Raw genomic sequence first — 17,161 nt, 5'->3', positions numbered from 1 at the left:
ATGCTGGCAAATCTAGTGACAGGAAATCAAAATTTCGAATGTTGAACGGAGGTCACAATCATGATGAACATGAACAAAACAATGATCGCCATGGTCATGAGTCTCATTTTCTACTTTACAATGATGATCAGCCCGGTAGCAGCCGATTACGACCCGCCGCTCCTTGCAGTGGCGACCGATAAGGAAGGCCAGACCCTGGTCTACGGACCGCCGATCCCCAAACTCCCGCCGCTGGCGTCCCGCTCCGGCTCGAAGATGCTGAAAGACGTGCTCACCCTCACCCCAAAAACGCTGGCCTACACGGTCAAGTCAGGGGATTCGCTGTATGAGATCGCCCAGGTCTTCGGCACTTCGACCAAAGAGCTGAGCAGTTTGAACGGCATCCAAAATCCGAATCTTCTGTCCGTTGGACAAGAACTGCAAGTGCCAAACGTTGCGAATGAAGAGATCGCAACCGACTTTACGATCAAGCAAGTGCTCAACGCCGACCTGACCGCTTATACGGCCGGACCGGAATCGACTGGCAAAGCGCCGGGACATCCGGCGTATGGCATCACCGCCAGCGGCAAGTATGTGAAAGACCAGCACACCATCGCCACCGATCCGTCTGTCATCCCGCTCGGCACGAAAGTCTACATTGAAGGAATCGGCATCCGCACCGCTGAAGACACCGGCGGCGCGATCATCGGCAACCGCATCGACGTCTACATGAACGACCTGTCTGCTGCCATCCAGTTTGGCGTGAAACGCAACATCAAAGTCTACATCCTCGAAGACAGCAAAGCAGCATCCGCATAATGCACAAAAGGCGAAGGGACACGCGCGCATCCCTCCGCCTCTTTGGCGAATATAGATAAATATATTAGGATTCTGTCGTACGATCTACCTTCAGCACTAGCTCTTTAAATTCTGAAGTGGCTTTCACCTGATCAGTATCTTGCGGGAGGCTTCCTGCGACCAAAAGCACTGGACAATAGTTTTGCTTTTCTAACACCATTCTGACAACCGCCTTGATTTCGCACTGTTTATTCATCCAACTATAGATTGGTCCATTATAAGGTTTGGGAACATATCCAACCATTCTCGGGTGCGATTCATTTGTAAACACTTGAATCGCTTGAGTGTCATATAAATTACCTGGCTCCAACACAAAATTCAGCTCTTGTCCTGGATGTAAACGAACCTGTTCATCTACAAACTTCCAGGCGGCAATTTTAAAATCAATTTTAAAATATCTGTCTTCCAAGCGAATTGGTTCAATAAAATAAAAACGGTCCGTTGCCAATTCCCCTTTGGTGACCCTTAAATATTCCCAGTCTAAATCATCGAATAAGGATAGGCTAAACGTCTGAATCACTTCTTTGTAATCACGTCGTCCTTTGCTGGGAATTCGGCGTTCAAATACAGGAAACAGTTTATTCGAAAAATACATTTTTTCTAATAAGGGAAATCCAGATAGCAAAGTAAAGCCAAATGAAAATGCCCGCTTTACTTCGTTTTGAATATAGCGAAACGAGTATCCGTGATCATTGCGGGTTAGCACACCGATTGTACAGTTTTCTTTCGTCTCTGGATTGCTCCACATCAAGATCAAGCGGGGTGTCGTAAACTTCATTTTTTCACCTCATTCCTAAGATGATGTCTCTTCTGGTTGTAAGCACCTTGTTCACGAATGATTTTGTGTCTTCATGCATGACCTGCGTTGGCACTGCGTGCAGAATCTTATCGATCTTGTTATTATCCAAGGACTCCACTTTTTGAAACGACTGTCGGGCTGATTCCTTATATGAATCCAATACTGCCTCAAGGAGTTGAAAATGCTTGGTTCGCTTTTTCGAATTTCCGAGCCGTATCAGAGAGGTGCATCTCTTGATATAGTTTTCAAAGCTGTGTGGGTTTGACATTTTTTCATGGATCCCATCCAGCTTCAATTCCCTCCCCAAACAGGAGGCATTATCGTACAGCGGAGCAAATCGTTTCGTTTCATTCGTAGTAATAATTCCGAAATTATCTTGATGACGATCCGTATTACCAATTAATGCATCAAAAACAATCATATCAAATAAATGAGGCAAAATCTCATTCGATTCAAACACTTGATAAAGAAGTTCAAGATTATATTTTACTTTCTGGCCAATTAGTGAGTTCCGGTCGTATGTTGGGTCGAATGGATTAATCAGGTCTGCGCCTTCCTCAAGATTTTCAACATCGGGGTCAAGGAATCTCCAGCATAAAGAACTATGGGTTTGTTTATAGTATGCGATTTCAACATCATGTGTCGGTACATCGATCATTTTCCCGATTTCTGATGCAATTTTTTCAGACCAAGCCTCTCCGGTGTATCCTTGACCTTCCTCCCAGTCATCGGCTAATACAGAAACAGGAAATTTCAGCAGCCCAAACCTTTTTGTGTCAGGACAAATCCGCCACTCTTTTTCCTTAGAACCGGACACAACAAATCGCGATACTTCCCACGTTGTTACATCGAAGACCTCATACATCTCCTTTGCCCCTCCTCTGCTTCCCGACCTAGTGCTCATCCCCATTATTTTCGGCTACCGTTGTGTATTTTGCAAGAGTATATGTAAGAAAAACCCTGAATCAAATCAGGGCTTTCGACAATTTCCTAGGAAATATTTAGGTAGATGGTGTCGACTCGACGCGCACCGCGAACAGGTCGTGGGTCAGGACGCGGATGCGGTCGTTCGGATGCAGGCCTTCGAGGAGCTTGCCCGGAAAATAGTAGCGGGTCGATTGCCCGGCTACGTTGATCGTCACGTGATAAAGTTGGCCGATGTACGGAAGGCGCACATGGCGCACCTCTTCGATCGTGCCGGTGATCAATTCCATCTCCTCCGATTTTTCCAAAAAGTGAGAACATGCGTTATAGTACATAGCGACCAGCATCGTGTTCGCATACGCGGAGAGCCCAAAGAAAAAAGTGCCCAAGCCCGCGATGGCGATCACTGCTGCGGCCAGCCAGTTCATATCGGTGCCAGTTGCAAGATTCCAAATCATCGTGGCTGCGACAGCCAGAACGACAAACCCCGACCCGAACACAACACGTTTGACACGGTCGCGTTTCGCTTGCCATTCGACTGCCCGGCGTTTCATGTCACGGATCAAGTGCGTTCACCTCTCTCTATTCCCAATGCACTGCTCCATTATGACACGAATCACGCTTCTTTTCCGTGCAAAAATCTTGCCAGTCGCCCAAACTTGACCGACCGGTCGTTCGAGAATAAGATGGAAAGACAGAAGGAGGTTGTCGCATGTTTGACCTGGAAGTCTTGTCGAAGTTTCGTTTTGTATCTCCGGCTAAAGTCCGCTTTGCCGAAACGGATGCCAACGGGCATATGAACCACGTGTCGGTGGTGATCTATATGGAACAGGCGCGCACCGACTACCTGACGGCGCTTGGTCTGTTCAATCCGGAAGAGATGGCACGCGTTGGCAAAACGTTTGTGCTGGCCCGCCAGGCGGTCGACTACAAGTCGCAAGCTTATTTTAATGATACGGTCGACACCTACGCGCGCGTCTCGCGCTACGGCAACTCGTCGCTCGATGTCGACTATGTGCTGATCAACCGCGCCACCCGCGCTGTGGTCGCCGTTGCCACCAGCACCGTGGTGCATTTTGATGCCCGCGCACAAAAAAGCATCCCGCTGCCGAGCGACCTGCAAGCTCGCGTCGAACAACTGGATGCTTCGTTCCCACCGATCTCGCTGTAAGCGGGGTCGGTTTTTCTATTTTAGATAGGAAAAGAAAAAGCCCCTTTCGGCATCGTTCGCGAAAGGGACCACCTCCCATTTTGGGATCAAACCCAACCGTTTTGTCTTACTTAAGTACTTCGATCGGACCTTCCATACCGCGCTTCAGCATTTTATCAAAAATGCGTTGCGGCTTGAAAATCTCCAACAGGTAGTCGATCGCAACTTGAGGATCCACAGTGTCACCACAGGTGTAGCAATCCAACGCAGCGAAGCCTTTTTCCGGATAAGTATGAATCGACAGGTGAGATTCGGACAACAATACGAGCACAGTCGCTCCTTGCGGGTCAAACTGTTGGTACTGAACCGAAAGAACGGTCGCGCCGCTCTTCTCAGCCGCTTCAATCATACGATTCTTCAAGTATTCACCATCGTTGAGGATGTCGAAATCTACACCCCATGTGTCAACTGCAACGTGTCTGCCGAAAGTAGAGTATTCTTCCATCTACTTCGTCCCCCTTCCCTATCAAACAATAGTTCGGTCATTGTTCGCTAGGACCTGCGTCATTCACTACTGGGGGAGGTTAGTCCGATGAGGTCCCAACCCTTTCAAGTGAATCCTGGTTCCTATTGTTACTTGACTCAACAGCAAAGAGAATATCATGTTTCGCGAGGAACTTCAATAGGATTCGCCAAAGTTTTTTGACGGGGCAGAATCTATTTTTTAACCAGGCTGTATGTTTATGGTGGTTTGTCGGTTTTTGACGAATAATTATACATTCTGTTGAAAGGATTACTCTTTGATATCACCGCTATCATATGTGCAAAAGGCTTGTTTTGACTATGCATCAGGCTAATTGTTACGAAATTTTTACCATTGGGATATGCAACAGGCCGATGGGGAGATAATACGGAGGAAAATGAGCCACACGACGACAAAGGAGGGGCTTTGAGTGGAACATGTGACTCCGAACAGCGGGGATATTGAGCAATCGGTAGATGCGTTTTGCCAATACATCTGGGATCATTACGAGGACAACCCGGGCATTTTGCCCTGTGAAGTGACCCTCAACAATGTTGGCACCGGCATCTTGGCCAAAGCGGATGAAGACGGGCTGTTTTTTGAAGCGAACGACGAAGAGTTTGACATGGAAGAGTTCTTTATGACGAACAATCTGCGTTCCGATACGCTGGGCTTCAAACCGCATACTTCATAAAAAAGAGGCAGTCTCCGCTGAGGAGGCTGCCTGCTTTTTGATTGATGGGTTAGTTGCTGGTCACCGCGAGGCGGTTCAGTTTCATGAACAGGGTTGGACCGGCCGCTTTGACCGTTTCGATCAGCTCATCGGTGATCTCGGTGCCTTGAGCTGCGAGCAGTTCCCCGGCGTCGGTGAACAGGTCGGCGCTGAGCACTTTGCCTGCGAGATAGCCTTGGGCGGATGCGGTCGGTGCGGTCGGTTCTGCAGTGGCAGCCGTTTGCGCTTCCGCATCGGCGACGAGGGTGAGCGCGGCTGGAGTTGCGGATTGGTCTGCGGTCGGTTCTGCTGCCGGCTCTTCGAGCGAAGAGGTGATCTGCGCTTCGTCGTGGATGACGATGATGTCGCGGCCAAAGGTCATGATGTTTGGACGGCGGAAGTATTTCACTTCAGACGGGTGGTTATGCTCGACAAAGGAACAGGCGGTGATGTCGCCGGTCTCTGTGTCTACATAATATTCCTCTACGGTACCGAGCAGTTGCCCTTTGCGGGACATGACGCGGGTGCCGATGACCCCGTAACCGCGGAGGACGAGTTCGCTGGCGCCTTCGACCTGAGAGAGCTCTTGGATCGAGGCTGGCGATTCGACGGTCACGGCAAAATCTCCGACGCCGATGACGTTGGAGTAAGGCAATGCGTAGATGGTGATGGCGATCTGGTCATTTTCGACGAGGAAAAGTTGGACTTTCCCGGTCTCAGGCTGAAGAATCAGCTGTCTGACCGTTCCGATGTGTGCGCCGTCGATGAGGCTGAAGATCGGAAGGCCTTGAATGTCGATGCTTTTTTTCATAGTGGATACGCCCCTTGATATGTACATAAGAAATAAGTATTTATTAGGATGCTTGCAGTACGTTCGTTTGTTCAGGTGCCGGAAGTTGTGCGAGGCAGTCTTGCAGTTCCTCTTCCAGCATTCCTTTCAGTTCCATGTCCGCGCACACCGCCACTGCCGCCTCAAATGCGGTTGCAGCTTCGGCCCACAGAGCGTTGCCTTTCGCCTCATACCCCTCGGAAATGCGAATGTTCAGCCACTCGGCCATCTCCTCAGTCAATACTGCGGCTGGCGCCGGTTCAACAAAGACCTCTTCTTCAAGTACGGCTTCTTCTTCAAGAACAGCTTCTTCAAGAACAGTTTCTTCTTCAAGAACAGTTTCTTCTTCAAGAACAACTTCTTCTTCAAGAACAACTTCTTCTTCAAGAACGACTTCTTCTGCAAAAACGACCTCTTCTGCAAGAACAACAATGGCTTCTGCATGAACGGGTGCTTCTTCTGCCAGGATCTCTTCTGCTGCCGGTGGCAGGTGGTACTCGGGTTGGATGTCCGTAGTGACCTCTTGGTGGCTGCCGCGGAGGCTGAGGGCCAGGGTCAGGCAGGAACAGGCTGCAGCGACCGGGAGCGGTCCCGCATGGTTGGATATGATCGGGGCGATCCCTAGCGCACCGATCGTCAGGATGAGACTCCCCCACATTTTTCTGCGCGTCGGCCATTTGCGCTGACCTGCCCACTCCAAAAATAACCCGAGCAGCGCCACCGCACAGCCGATCGACAAGGCGTACGTGATAAACATACCGGTGCCTCCTTCGCTCGCGAAAAATGCAAACTGAATTTCAGATGAATGTAATCATTGCTTATAACCTCTATTATATTTCCAACAGCAAGTTTTCCGCCTAAGACAAAAGACATAAATTCTGACAACTCCTACATGCCAGAAGTCCCGTTTTGGCACGAAAAAAAGCACTCTGAAGGATCAGAGTGCTTTCTTTTTGACTCAAGAGGAGCAAGCAAGAATTACTGCATGCCTGCTTTTTTCGCCCACTCTTTGAGTTGATCAGCCATGGTGTTGAACGGTTCGGACGGATCCGAATGAGCGATCGTAGTAGCCGGGCCGCCAGCTTTACGAGGGCCGCCCTTGTTGCCACCCTTCGCATTGTTGGAACGGCCACCGCCGTTGCCACCACCGCGGCGCGGACGGTCGGAACCTTCCGGCTTCGGTTGGGTTTCCTTGATCGACAAGGAGATCTTGCCGTTATCTTCCACATTCAGTACCTTAACTTGAACAACATCCCCGACGTTCAAAACATCGTTGATATCATTGATAAAGGTATGAGAAACTTGGGAGATGTGGACAAGACCGGTCTTGCCCTCTGCCAGCTCTACAAACGCACCAAACGATTTAATACCTGTGACTTTGCCTTCGACGACGGAACCAACTTCAATAGACAAATTACAACGCTCCTTTTATCAACACAAAAGATAGATACTATTATACCGTTTTTCCTGCAAAATCACCACTAAAAAATTACTTTCCCCCAAAAAAGCCCCCCGCGGCGCGAGGAGCCCTTTTTTTAACGCTGGCCGGCCCACCAAAGATAGGCGTCCGTAAGCGTCGGCGTGACTTGACTAACTTCTTCCACCGGAACAAAATCGGCGATCTCGCGCACATACACGCCGTCTTCCAACATTTTCACAGCCGTTACGATCCGGCCTTCTTCGGCAGCCGGCATCTTCTGCGCTACGTATTCCCATACTTTTCCTTCCACCCAGGAGTACGCGGTGTTCGCGCTGACATGCACCGTCTCCTTCTCCGGGTGCAGCATGCAGACGGTGTCGAGCAGGCCTTCCAGCGAATCGCTGACGTTGCTCGCCAGCACCACCACGCGCTCTTTTGCCGCTTCGCCCATCGCGTAGCCGATCATCATCCGCTCCTGCTCGCTCAAGCCGGACAGCACTTCATCCAACAGCAGCACTTGCGCGTCGCCGAGCAGCGCTTTCGCCACCAGCGCCTTGCTTTTCATCACGTTCGACAATTCGCCGATCATTTGGTTGGCATAGCGATTCAAATACATCATCTCAATGCTGTCATTCACTTTGCGTGTTACGCATTCTCTTGGGATCGCCTTGGTGCCGGCCATGTAGCAAAGGTATTCTTTGACCGTCAATTCATGGAAAGACTCCATCTCCCGCGATACATAATAAGACATCTGGCCGTTGGTACCCTCTTCTGTCTGGGCCATCTTTTTCAACAGCCGGGTCTTCCCTGCCCCGCGCGGTCCTAACACCCCGTTATAGCCTGTGCCAAATTGCAAACCATCTACTTGAATCTTCATGGTCGATCCCTCCCGTTTAACGCTCTACACTATTAGTCGAAGGAGTCAGTTATTTGGTTTCACAATCCGACAACTTTTTGCAAAAAATTTTTTGCCCCCCTATTTAACGGCTTGTCCTCGAACTTTATAGAAAGGAGGATGGACGATGAATTTGACCAGCGCGTTTTCGAACAAACGGGACATCTCCCAATTAAAACTGGAAGAACTTGAAGACCTGGAATTCCATCTGCAAAACAGGGAGAAAAGCCTGCAAGTCAAAATGGATCAACTTCGCCGCGATTTGGCGGACATTACGGCGGACCGGGCAAAAGTAAAGACGGAACTCAGCAAACGCTGATCGATAAAAAGACGCGGTCCCTCGGGCCGCGTCTTCTCCATTTTAATAAAAAATAATTCCTCATCCAACAAAAGTATTTTATAATAAAAACATAGAAACTATGTAAATGAAAGGGGGTGTTGTGATGCTGCGCTTTTCAAAGCTGTCTTACATTCTGTTAATCGTATTGCTGTTCACGTCCGTTACTCAAATGTTCTATGCCATCCCCGGCCTTTCTTATGTCTGCCTGTTTCTGCTGCTCGTGCTGTTGATGCTGCGCATCCTGAGCGACAAAGCCCAGCGCGCCGTGCAGCGAGCGCTCCAAGCCTCGATGCGCCGCACAGAGCAGTTGGAGACCGTCTCGCAGATGGCGGCCTCGGTCGCGCATGAAGTGCGCAACCCGATGACCAGCGTGCAGGGATTCTTGCAGCTGATGAGCCGGGAGATTCAACCGGAGCACGCGCATGCGATGTATTTGAAAGTGATGGAGGAAGACCTCAAGCGCATCTCGACGATCATCACCGAATATCTGAACGTCTCCCGCATCACAGGCGGGATGCTGGAAGAAGTCGAGCTTGGCCCGCTTCTGCACAACACCTGCGCCTTGCTGCAGAGCGAAGCGAATCTGCGCGGCATCGCCCTCACCCTCGATCTGCCGCCGGACAGCCTGTCCATAACGGTCGAACCTAACGGCCTCAAGCAGGTGCTGATCAACCTCGCCCGCAACGCGATGGAAGCGATCGGCGAAAACAGCGGCACCGTCACCCTCTCGCTCGAAGACAAAGGCGATTCCGTCTGCCTGAAAATCACAGACACCGGGCCCGGCATTTCCGCGCGCGACCTGCCGCGCATCTTTAACCCGTTCTACACCACCAAAGCGACCGGCACCGGCCTTGGCCTCGCCATCTCCAAGCGCATCATCGAAGAAGGCGGCGGCACGATGACCGTGCAGACTGAAGAAGGCAGAGGCACCACCTTTTTCCTCCACCTCCCGAAACACCCCTTTTCGCCACGCGACGCCTTTCGACGCTCTGTCGAAAAATGACCATCCTTGCTATCTTTTAACAGGATTCCCAGCTGCTAAAGCGAAGTAATTACATAACCAACATGACATCTGTTAAAGGGGAATTCGATGCAACAGCACCGCCGGTCCGCGATCTTGCGGGCCCCGTTTGCGCTGCTCACCGTTCTTTTGTTACTCGCGACTTTGATCCCGATCCTGCCGGCCCAGCCGGCCGTGGCAGACGGAGACATCACCTTATCTAACTCCATCTTCCCCGCCGGCTACACCAACACGCGGATCTACATCACCGGGGGCAGCCTGTTTCCGTTGCACGACAAAACGCAGATCATGCTCTATGATGCGAGCGGACAACTGGTGAACAAGCTGAGAGCGCTTTCCTATGTAGATGATCGGCACATCTCGATAGAGTTGATGGCCGGCCTGCCGCAAGGGCGCTATCAAATGCTCGTCAAGTCTTATGAGACGGCAATCGCCGAGATTCAAGTGATGAGCAATTACGACCCGGCCAACGTGCAGATCACGCCAGGCACCGACCGCGACATCCGCATCGACTGGAAAGATCCGGGCGCGATCGACCTGCGCGAGATCGTCATCCAATACGGGCTGATCAATTCGACCTCCTACCAAAGGACGATCGTCGTCCCGCGCACCCAGCAGACCTACACGCTGCGGGACTTGGAACATAACAAGAAATACCGCATCAAGCTGTTTGGCCGCAAAGTGGACGGCTCGTCCACGCCAGGCACAGAGTTCACCAACGGCGGCGCCGGTTATCTGGCCACCGACAGCACGCCGCCCGGCGAGCTGACCGGCCTGGTCGTCCGCTCGATTCCCAACGGGTTTGACTTGAGCTGGAGCGACCCGCTCGATGCCGACTTGAGCCTGATCACCGTAGAATATGCGGAACACGGCACCACCCGCTGGACGGACGGCTTTGTCGTCGCCAAAGGGGTCGAGCATGGCCAGTTGAACCAAATGAACACATCGAAGCGCTATGATTTCCGCTTTACGAAATCGGACATCCTCGGCAACTTCTCGCAACAGACGGCGACCAACAACGGCTACGGGTACACGTTTGACACCACCGCGCCGTCCAACGTCACCGGGCTGAATGCGTCGGTGCAGTCCAAGACGGAAGCTTTGCTTACCTGGCAGGACCCGCTCGATGCAGCCAATACCGATTTTCATCATGTGAATGTCTATCTCAAATCCTCGCTCACCGACTGGATCTCCGTCGGGCGCGTGGAAAAAGGCGTCGGGCAGCTGCGACTAAACGGGCTGGTCGGCAATATCGACTATACGTTCAAAGTCGTTTCGGTCGACAGCTTCGGCAATGAATCGGGCGGTGCGATCACAACTCGCACTACTGATACGTATTCGCTGTCCGACCTGCGGAATGTGACCGTCTCCCAGGAACCGGAAGGCGGACTGAAGCTGCAATGGCCGGAAAACGGCGATGCGATCAACTTCAATCTGTTCAAAATCTATTACGCGCCGACCGGGACGACCGATTTCCGCGAGACGGCGCTGAGCAACAAGGGCACCCGTTCCGCCCTGCTGCGCGACTTGCCGCGCGGCACGTTTGACCTGCAGTTCCGCCTCTTCGACAGCCACGGCGTGGAGAAAGATTTCCACCTGATGACCAATAACGGCTACGGCTATTTTGCAGCCGGCAAATCGGGCGGCAACTTCCCGGTCGAGCTCGGCGATGTGCGGATTCAGCCGTACAGCACGAAGAGCATGCAGATTACGTGGAACCCCGCTTCCACCGACGGCACGCATGTGGAGATCTATACGGCGGAGCGCTCCATCTCCCCGTCCTGGCGTCTGGCCGGCCGGGTGGACAAGCGCACACAGCGCTATGAAGTGCTGAACCTCTCGGAAGACAAGGACTACTTTTTCAAGCTGGTGGTCGTCGATACGGTCAAAAACACCCAAACCTACGGGGTGATCTACGACAACTCCGGTTACGGCTACAACCTGTCCGGCGGTGACCGCTATCCGCCGCGCGAAGTGACCAATGCCGGCGCCAGCGTCATCGGCGGCGGGATCAGCATCACCTACTTCGAGCCGGCCGACGCCGATTTGGACAAAGTGACGATCTATGCACAACGCTCCGGAACATCCGATGTGAAACGCTTTGACGTGTCGCGCGGCGCAAGCGGCACGACGATCCGCGACCTGCTGCCCGGTGCGACATACACGCTGCGCATCACCACCGTCGACATCTACGGCAACGAGTCACAAGGGGTCAACTTAAACAACAACGGTCCGGGCTACACCATCCCGACCTCGACCGGCTCCGGCCAAAACGAAGTGAACAACGCGCTGTTGATCCCGGAGACCAACAAGCTGACCGTTCGCTTCCAGGACCCGCTGGCTGCCGATTACAGCCGTGCGGTGATCTCGCTGAAGAAAAGCAGCAGTTCCAGCTATACGACCAGCAGGACGGCCTCGAAAGGCACCAATGAAGTGACGTTTGACGGTCTCGATGCCAACTCGTTTTATCAGGTGCGCATCGTGACGGTGAACAGCGCCAACAAAGAGTCGGCCGGCCTCTACCTCGGCGGCACGACCGGCATCGGCCTGCAGCCGGTGACGAAAGTGACCAACGGCAATGTCACCGAGCGCGACGGCCAGCTGATCGTCACCTGGGTGGACCCGACCGGCATGACGCCGTCCGGTATACAAGTCGAAGTCCAGGCGCGCGGCACAAGCGTGTGGAGCGATCCGCTGATCGTGCAGCCAGGCACAGAGCGCGCCGTGTTCTCCGGCCTGAGCGACACCGAATCATATAAAGTCCGCCTGACCACGCTGCTCGAAGGGGTCGCTTCCGCACCTCTTCTGCTCGACAACGGCAGCGTCGGGTATCGTCCCAACCGTTCGCAGCTGACCGCCAACCCGTCGCAGATCTCGTACAGCGCAACGGGCACCCAGCGCATCACCCTGACCGGCGTGAACACGCGGTTGCCGTACACCGACACTGAGATCCATGCCAAGCTGTACACTTCAGGCGGCACCGACATCTCCGAAGCGATCACCGATCAGGACACCTACTCGTCGACCCGCTACGATGTGACGCTGCGCCGTTCCCTGCAGCCCGGCCTGTACAAGCTGGCCGTCACGACCAAGGACGACGGTGAATTCCTCTCGTGGATCAGAGTGACGTCCGGCAGCGCACCGTCCGTGCAGGCGGTTGCGCTCGATCAGGGAGCTGCCTCCTACGGCTACAGCGCATTTACCGTCAAAGTGACCGGCACCGGTTTCAAAACGGGCGCCCAAGTCATCATCGACGGCACCCGCGAAGTAACGCCGTTCTCGATCTCCTCGGAACAGCTGAGCTTTACGATGCCAAGCGGCCTGATGCCCGGCGTACACAAAGTGGTGGTGAAGACGAGCGACGGAACATCGCTGCCGATCGGCTTCACCGTGCATCCGTTCAGCGGCAAAGTGGTCTACACACCGTCCACCACCCGCACCGGCCTGCACAAAGCGGAAGTGCAGATCAAGAACCACGACGGCAACGTGCGCCCCGGCAAAGTGCTCATCCAGATTCGTAAAAACGGCAGATTAGTCGAGATCCGCGAGCTGGAAGACACGTTCAGCGCGTATGAGACGGTGACCTTCAAGCTCGACCTGGGCGGCGTGAACTCCGTCTATGCAGAAGGTCCGATGACCTCGCTGTCGATCCAGGCGTTTGTGGTCGATCCGTACACCTATACGCCGCTTGCCGAACCGATTACACTTTACCGAACGCTCAATCTCTAATCAAGGAGGACTCGCGATGAACTGGAAACGTTTAGCCCTGACCGGCTGTTTGGCAGCGGGCCTCCTGCTTGGCCCGCTTCCGCTGACCCCGACCGCATCGGCCGATACGACGATCGCCGTCAAGACGTACGGCTCCGGCCTGACGGTGGAAGGGTTGTATCTCAGCCAAGGGGTGACGCTTAGCGGCACTCCGGTGCTGCTGACGGTGGAGTCATTTAACGGCGACACCTTGTATTACGACCAGACGACGACCGATGAGCACGGCACATACCGATTTGACCTGACCCTGCCGCAGGACCTCGACAGCGGCATGCTGCGCGCGACCATCAGCGTCCAAGGCGAGCAGAAAAGCTCCACGTTCAACTACTCCAAGTACACCGGAGACGGCGTGATCTCGCCGATCGACATGGGGCCGTACCGCTTTACCGGCGAGCTGAACGGCGGACAGAAGCAAGCGGTGATCTACGACACCGCCACCGGGCTGGAAATGACTCGCATCAGCGGCTCGGTCTCCGTCAAATTGAATGAAAGCAAAGCGCTGTCTGCGGTGCGCAATGCCGAGTCGGGCACCAACTACCTGACGATCTCCGTGCCGACAGATGAGACGGTGGCAGAAGTGACCGTGCCCCGTTCGGTCATCGCTGCGCTGATCGAGAGAATGGGCAGCGATGCACACCTGCTGATCGCAGCCGAAAAAGGCAGTTACGACCTGCCTTTGGATGCGGTCAACCCTGTTCTGATGAAACAAGTGCTGGACAGCCAGCGCGGCGGGCTCTCTTTTATGATCGCCGGGTTCCAAGAGCCTGATCTCGGGATCATCCGGACACAGCTGCGCAAACAAAAGATGCCCGACCCGCTGGTGACGCCGGTCACGTTTATCGCCCGTGCCGTTTTGGACAACTCCTCCATTCAACTGCTCGATTTCGGCAACCGCTTTGCGCAGATGTCGATCGACCTGACCGGCGCCAGGCTGGCAGGCGGCCAAACGGCTTCGGCGCTGCTGCACCACGCGCAGCTGGAGAACCTGACGCCGGTGCCCTCCAAGCTGTTTCGCGACTCGGTCGGACACGGCAAACTGGTGATCAAGCGCACCGGGACCGGCAAGTTTGTGCCGATTCAAGACGCGCGCTCGTTCTCCGACCTGCAGTTCACTTCGCAAAGAGAGAAAGTCGAGGAGCTCTCCAACCGCCATATCATCAACGGGCGGACGGAGACCTCGTTCGCCCCGCAAGGCAACATCACGCGCGCCGAGTTTGCCACGCTGATGATGTTGTCGCTCGGTTTCGCCGACAAGTCCGGCACCAACACCTTCCGCGACGTGCCGGCCAACGAATGGTATACGCGGCCGGTGGCGATCTTCTCGACCTTAGGTCTGATCAGCGGCCATGACGCGCGGACGTTCGCGCCGCACGACCCGATCACCCGCGAGGAGATCGCGTCGCTGATGGTGCGCTGCTTAAGCTATGTGGAACAGCGGCCGTTTGTCGATACGACCCGCATCTTAGGTCAGGTGGAAGACCGCAGCAGCATCTCCTCCTGGGCCCGTGAAGACGTCGCGCTGGCGATCTCCACCGGCATCCTCGACAAGAACACCAACTACGTCGAGCCGCGCCGCTCTGCGACCCGTGCAGAGAGCGCTGAGATGCTCTACAACCTGCTCACCTACCTCAAGATGATCTAACTGATCTACGGAACGACAAAAAGGCACCAACCTCCTCTTGCGGACGGTTGGTGCCTTTTAATGTGGATGTTCCATGTGGTTGAACCAAAACTGAACGTTAATCCGATAGAAGAATGCCTCTTCGCTGTCACGCTCCTTTACGAAAAGATCACCTGAGCCCCTATGGTTGTCATCTTCCTGTATCGCGCTCCTTTCGGGTCGTGGTTTACGTGCAGAACGCTTGCTCGGAATCTCTCGTTCGTTTCGGTGAATCCCCCTTTCCTCGACCCGCTTGTGTTTGGGAGCGGGTTGTTGTTGAACTTATTGTAAACCAATTATCTGATTATTTGAAATACATAGACAAGTTATTTCCCGCGATTATGCCCGATTAGGCAACTCTTGCACTCTCATTCGCCTTCATTCGCACGATTTCTACAAAAAAACAGGAGCCGGCGCCGGCTCCTGTCGAGTGGTGATGATTAGTTCTTGCCTTCGATCTTGACGTTCTTCAGGTCGTAGTCGATGCCGTACGGCAGGGTGACGAGACCTTTCACGTATTCTTTGGTTGCGAACGCTTTGCCGCGGAAGAAGACCGGACCGATCGGCATGTCCTTCATCAGTTGCTTCTCAGCTTCGACGAGGTACTGAGCGCGTTTCTTGGTGTCCGCTTCAGCTTTTGCCTTGTTGATCAGCTCGTCATACTTCGGGTTGTTGTACTTGACTTTGTTGAACTCGCCGTCAGCGAGGAACAGGTCAAGGAAGGTCATCGGGTCGTTGTAGTCAGCGCCCCACAGGGAGAGGCCGATCTGGTATTGCATGTTCTTTTCTTTGTCCAGACGCAGCTTGAACGGCACCGATTCAACGTCTACGGTGATGCCAAGCTTGGAACGCCATTGCTCTTGGAGCAGCTCGGACGATTTTTTCGCAACGTCGGAGTCGTCAACGAGCAGTTTGAGTTTCAGGTCGGCTGCCTGGATGCCGGCTTCTTTCAAGCCTTCTTCCATCATCGCCTTCACTTCTGCATCGGTCTTCTTGGACAAGGTGTCGCCAGCCGCTTTGCGGAAGTCGCCGCCTGCCGAGTCGGACGTGCCGTTCGGAACGAAACCGGTCGCGCCAACGGTACCGTTGTGGTACACGATGTCAGCGTACATATCGCGGTCGATCGCCCAAGTCATCGCGGTGCGGATCTTCGCGTTGTCGAGGCCTTTGATCGCCGGGTTGAAGATGATGTAGCCGTTGGTCAGTTCCGGCTTCAGGGAGTATTCCGGAGTGTCCTTGTAACGGTCTACATGGTCACGCACGAGGCCGACGCGGTCGATCTGGCCTGCTTCGTACATGTTTACAGCTGCGGTGGAATCCTTGATCACCTGGTAGTTGACGCTGTCGAGCGCAACGTTGGTCGCATCCCAGTAGTCAGCGTTCTTTTCGAGCGTGACGGAAGTGTCATGCTCCCAAGCGGTCATCTTGAACGGACCGTTCGACAAGATGGTGTCGAAGGAGGTGCCGTATTTGTCGCCTTTTTCTTCGACAAACTTCTGGTTTTGCGCGAAGAAGATCGGGAAGGACATCTGGTTCAGGAAGAACGGAGTCGGGTTGTTCAAGGTCACTTGCAGGGTCTTGTCGTCGAGCGCTTTCACGCCAACTTCTGCTTCGGAGCCTTTGCCCTGGTTGTATTCGGTTGCGCCTTTTACCCAGTACAGCATGAAGGAGTACTGAGAACCGGTGTCCGGGTTCAAGGTGCGCTTCCAGGAGTAAACGAAGTCGGTTGCGGTTACCGCATCGCCGTTTGCCCATTTCGCGTCACGCAGCTTGAAGGTGTAGGTCTTGCTGTCCGGGGAGATCTCCCAGGATTCTGCCAGGCCCGGCTGTGCGGTGCCGGTTTCGTCGAGGCGCACCAGGCCTTCCATGGTGTTCGCCATCATCAGGAAGGAGTAGGTGTCGGTCGCTTTGGAAACGTCCATGTTCGGGAGGTCATCGCCGATGTACAGGTTCAATACTTGCTCGTCCGCGCCTTTGCCGGTCGCAGCGTCATCGCCGCAGCCTACGAGCACGGAGCCCATCATGACAGCAGCCATACCAATGCCAAACCACTTCTTTTGCATATTGTGTTCCCCCAGTCTCTATAGTTAAAAAAATCATCTCAGATCGCTTCGAAGGTATTCCGAGTTGCCATACTGGTAATGATAAAGGAGATGAAGCAACAAAGTCAATATATTGACTAATAGTCTCAACCTTATGAAGACTTTCAATACTTCCATTACTCATAAGTTTTGGAATTGGGGCAGCGGAAAATAAAAAAGAAGCCGGGAATGTAAAGATTCC

Annotated in this window: 16 protein-coding genes; 7 read left to right on the top strand and 9 right to left on the bottom strand. The window is 53.6% G+C overall.

The features are described from left to right. The first annotated feature begins 60 nt into the window (after positions 1 to 60). Positions 61 to 798 carry a 3D domain-containing protein gene (locus CBW65_RS24850; protein ID WP_232463493.1) on the top strand — a complete coding sequence of 246 codons (738 nt, stop codon included), beginning with the start codon at positions 61 to 63 and terminating at the stop codon, positions 796 to 798. A gap of 64 nt (positions 799 to 862) precedes the next feature. On the opposite strand, the gene CBW65_RS12330 is transcribed toward CBW65_RS24850, so the two are convergent. From CBW65_RS12330 to CBW65_RS12320, 3 genes are all read right to left on the bottom strand, one after another. Beyond that, on the bottom strand, positions 863 to 1,615 hold the full coding sequence (locus tag CBW65_RS12330) for an HIRAN domain-containing protein (RefSeq protein ID WP_087457088.1): 753 nt from the start codon (positions 1,613 to 1,615) through the stop codon (positions 863 to 865). 4 nt (positions 1,616 to 1,619) lie between these two features. Beyond that, complete coding sequence (locus CBW65_RS12325) at positions 1,620 to 2,501, bottom strand: HipA domain-containing protein (protein ID WP_157721916.1); 882 nt, start codon at positions 2,499 to 2,501, stop codon at positions 1,620 to 1,622. Positions 2,502 to 2,637: 136 nt separating this feature from the next. Further along, positions 2,638 to 3,126 carry a hypothetical protein gene (locus tag CBW65_RS12320; RefSeq protein WP_087457086.1) on the bottom strand — a complete coding sequence of 163 codons (489 nt, stop codon included), beginning with the start codon at positions 3,124 to 3,126 and terminating at the stop codon, positions 2,638 to 2,640. A 146-nt stretch (positions 3,127 to 3,272) separates the two neighbouring features. Between CBW65_RS12320 and CBW65_RS12315 the strand changes: the two genes are divergently transcribed. Further along, positions 3,273 to 3,731, top strand: a complete 459-nt coding sequence (locus tag CBW65_RS12315; protein WP_087457085.1) for an acyl-CoA thioesterase — start codon at positions 3,273 to 3,275, stop codon at positions 3,729 to 3,731. Between the two features lie 106 nt (positions 3,732 to 3,837). Here the strand turns inward: CBW65_RS12315 and speD are convergent, their stop codons facing one another. Then, positions 3,838 to 4,215 carry an adenosylmethionine decarboxylase gene (gene speD / locus CBW65_RS12310; RefSeq protein ID WP_087457084.1) on the bottom strand — a complete coding sequence of 126 codons (378 nt, stop codon included), beginning with the start codon at positions 4,213 to 4,215 and terminating at the stop codon, positions 3,838 to 3,840. A 448-nt stretch (positions 4,216 to 4,663) separates the two neighbouring features. Here speD and CBW65_RS12305 point away from each other — a divergent pair, with 448 nt between their 5' ends. Further along, the gene (locus tag CBW65_RS12305; protein ID WP_087457083.1) at positions 4,664 to 4,927 is read left to right on the top strand and encodes a hypothetical protein; all 264 of its coding nucleotides are present in this window, start codon (positions 4,664 to 4,666) and stop codon (positions 4,925 to 4,927) included. Positions 4,928 to 4,976: 49 nt separating this feature from the next. Here the strand turns inward: CBW65_RS12305 and CBW65_RS12300 are convergent, their stop codons facing one another. The 4 genes from CBW65_RS12300 to CBW65_RS12285 all read right to left on the bottom strand — a co-directional run bounded on the left by CBW65_RS12300 (position 4,977) and on the right by CBW65_RS12285 (position 8,071). Continuing rightward, positions 4,977 to 5,756, bottom strand: a complete 780-nt coding sequence (locus CBW65_RS12300; protein ID WP_087457082.1) for a PRC-barrel domain-containing protein — start codon at positions 5,754 to 5,756, stop codon at positions 4,977 to 4,979. Positions 5,757 to 5,799: 43 nt separating this feature from the next. Beyond that, positions 5,800 to 6,531, bottom strand: coding sequence for a hypothetical protein (locus CBW65_RS12295; RefSeq protein ID WP_087457081.1), 732 nt, complete (start codon positions 6,529 to 6,531; stop codon positions 5,800 to 5,802). A 221-nt stretch (positions 6,532 to 6,752) separates the two neighbouring features. Next, on the bottom strand, positions 6,753 to 7,187 hold the full coding sequence (locus CBW65_RS12290) for a S1 RNA-binding domain-containing protein (protein WP_087457080.1): 435 nt from the start codon (positions 7,185 to 7,187) through the stop codon (positions 6,753 to 6,755). A gap of 122 nt (positions 7,188 to 7,309) precedes the next feature. Then, positions 7,310 to 8,071 (bottom strand): ATP-binding cassette domain-containing protein, encoded by a 762-nt coding sequence (locus tag CBW65_RS12285; protein ID WP_087457079.1) that lies wholly within the window; start codon positions 8,069 to 8,071, stop codon positions 7,310 to 7,312. Between the two features lie 145 nt (positions 8,072 to 8,216). On the opposite strand from CBW65_RS12285, the gene CBW65_RS12280 reads away from it, so the two are divergent. The 4 genes from CBW65_RS12280 (at position 8,217) to CBW65_RS12265 (ending at position 14,860) form a co-directional block, all read left to right on the top strand. Further along, positions 8,217 to 8,408, top strand: coding sequence for a hypothetical protein (locus CBW65_RS12280; protein ID WP_087457078.1), 192 nt, complete (start codon positions 8,217 to 8,219; stop codon positions 8,406 to 8,408). Between the two features lie 124 nt (positions 8,409 to 8,532). Beyond that, positions 8,533 to 9,432 carry an ATP-binding protein gene (locus tag CBW65_RS12275; RefSeq protein ID WP_198299823.1) on the top strand — a complete coding sequence of 300 codons (900 nt, stop codon included), beginning with the start codon at positions 8,533 to 8,535 and terminating at the stop codon, positions 9,430 to 9,432. Between the two features lie 87 nt (positions 9,433 to 9,519). Then, the gene (locus tag CBW65_RS12270; RefSeq protein WP_087457076.1) at positions 9,520 to 13,179 is read left to right on the top strand and encodes a fibronectin type III domain-containing protein; all 3,660 of its coding nucleotides are present in this window, start codon (positions 9,520 to 9,522) and stop codon (positions 13,177 to 13,179) included. A 16-nt stretch (positions 13,180 to 13,195) separates the two neighbouring features. Then, entirely contained in the window at positions 13,196 to 14,860 is a 1,665-nt protein-coding gene (locus tag CBW65_RS12265) for an S-layer homology domain-containing protein (protein ID WP_087457075.1), read from the top strand. A 458-nt stretch (positions 14,861 to 15,318) separates the two neighbouring features. Here the strand turns inward: CBW65_RS12265 and CBW65_RS12260 are convergent, their stop codons facing one another. Further along, positions 15,319 to 16,941 (bottom strand): peptide ABC transporter substrate-binding protein, encoded by a 1,623-nt coding sequence (locus tag CBW65_RS12260; protein WP_087457074.1) that lies wholly within the window; start codon positions 16,939 to 16,941, stop codon positions 15,319 to 15,321. Positions 16,942 to 17,161 lie beyond the last annotated feature (220 nt).

Source organism: Tumebacillus avium (genome assembly GCF_002162355.1).
GTDB lineage: Bacteria > Bacillota > Bacilli > Tumebacillales > Tumebacillaceae > Tumebacillus_A > Tumebacillus_A avium.
Note: the sequence above shows the minus strand (reverse complement) of the source record. Positions and strands in the feature narration are given on the sequence as shown.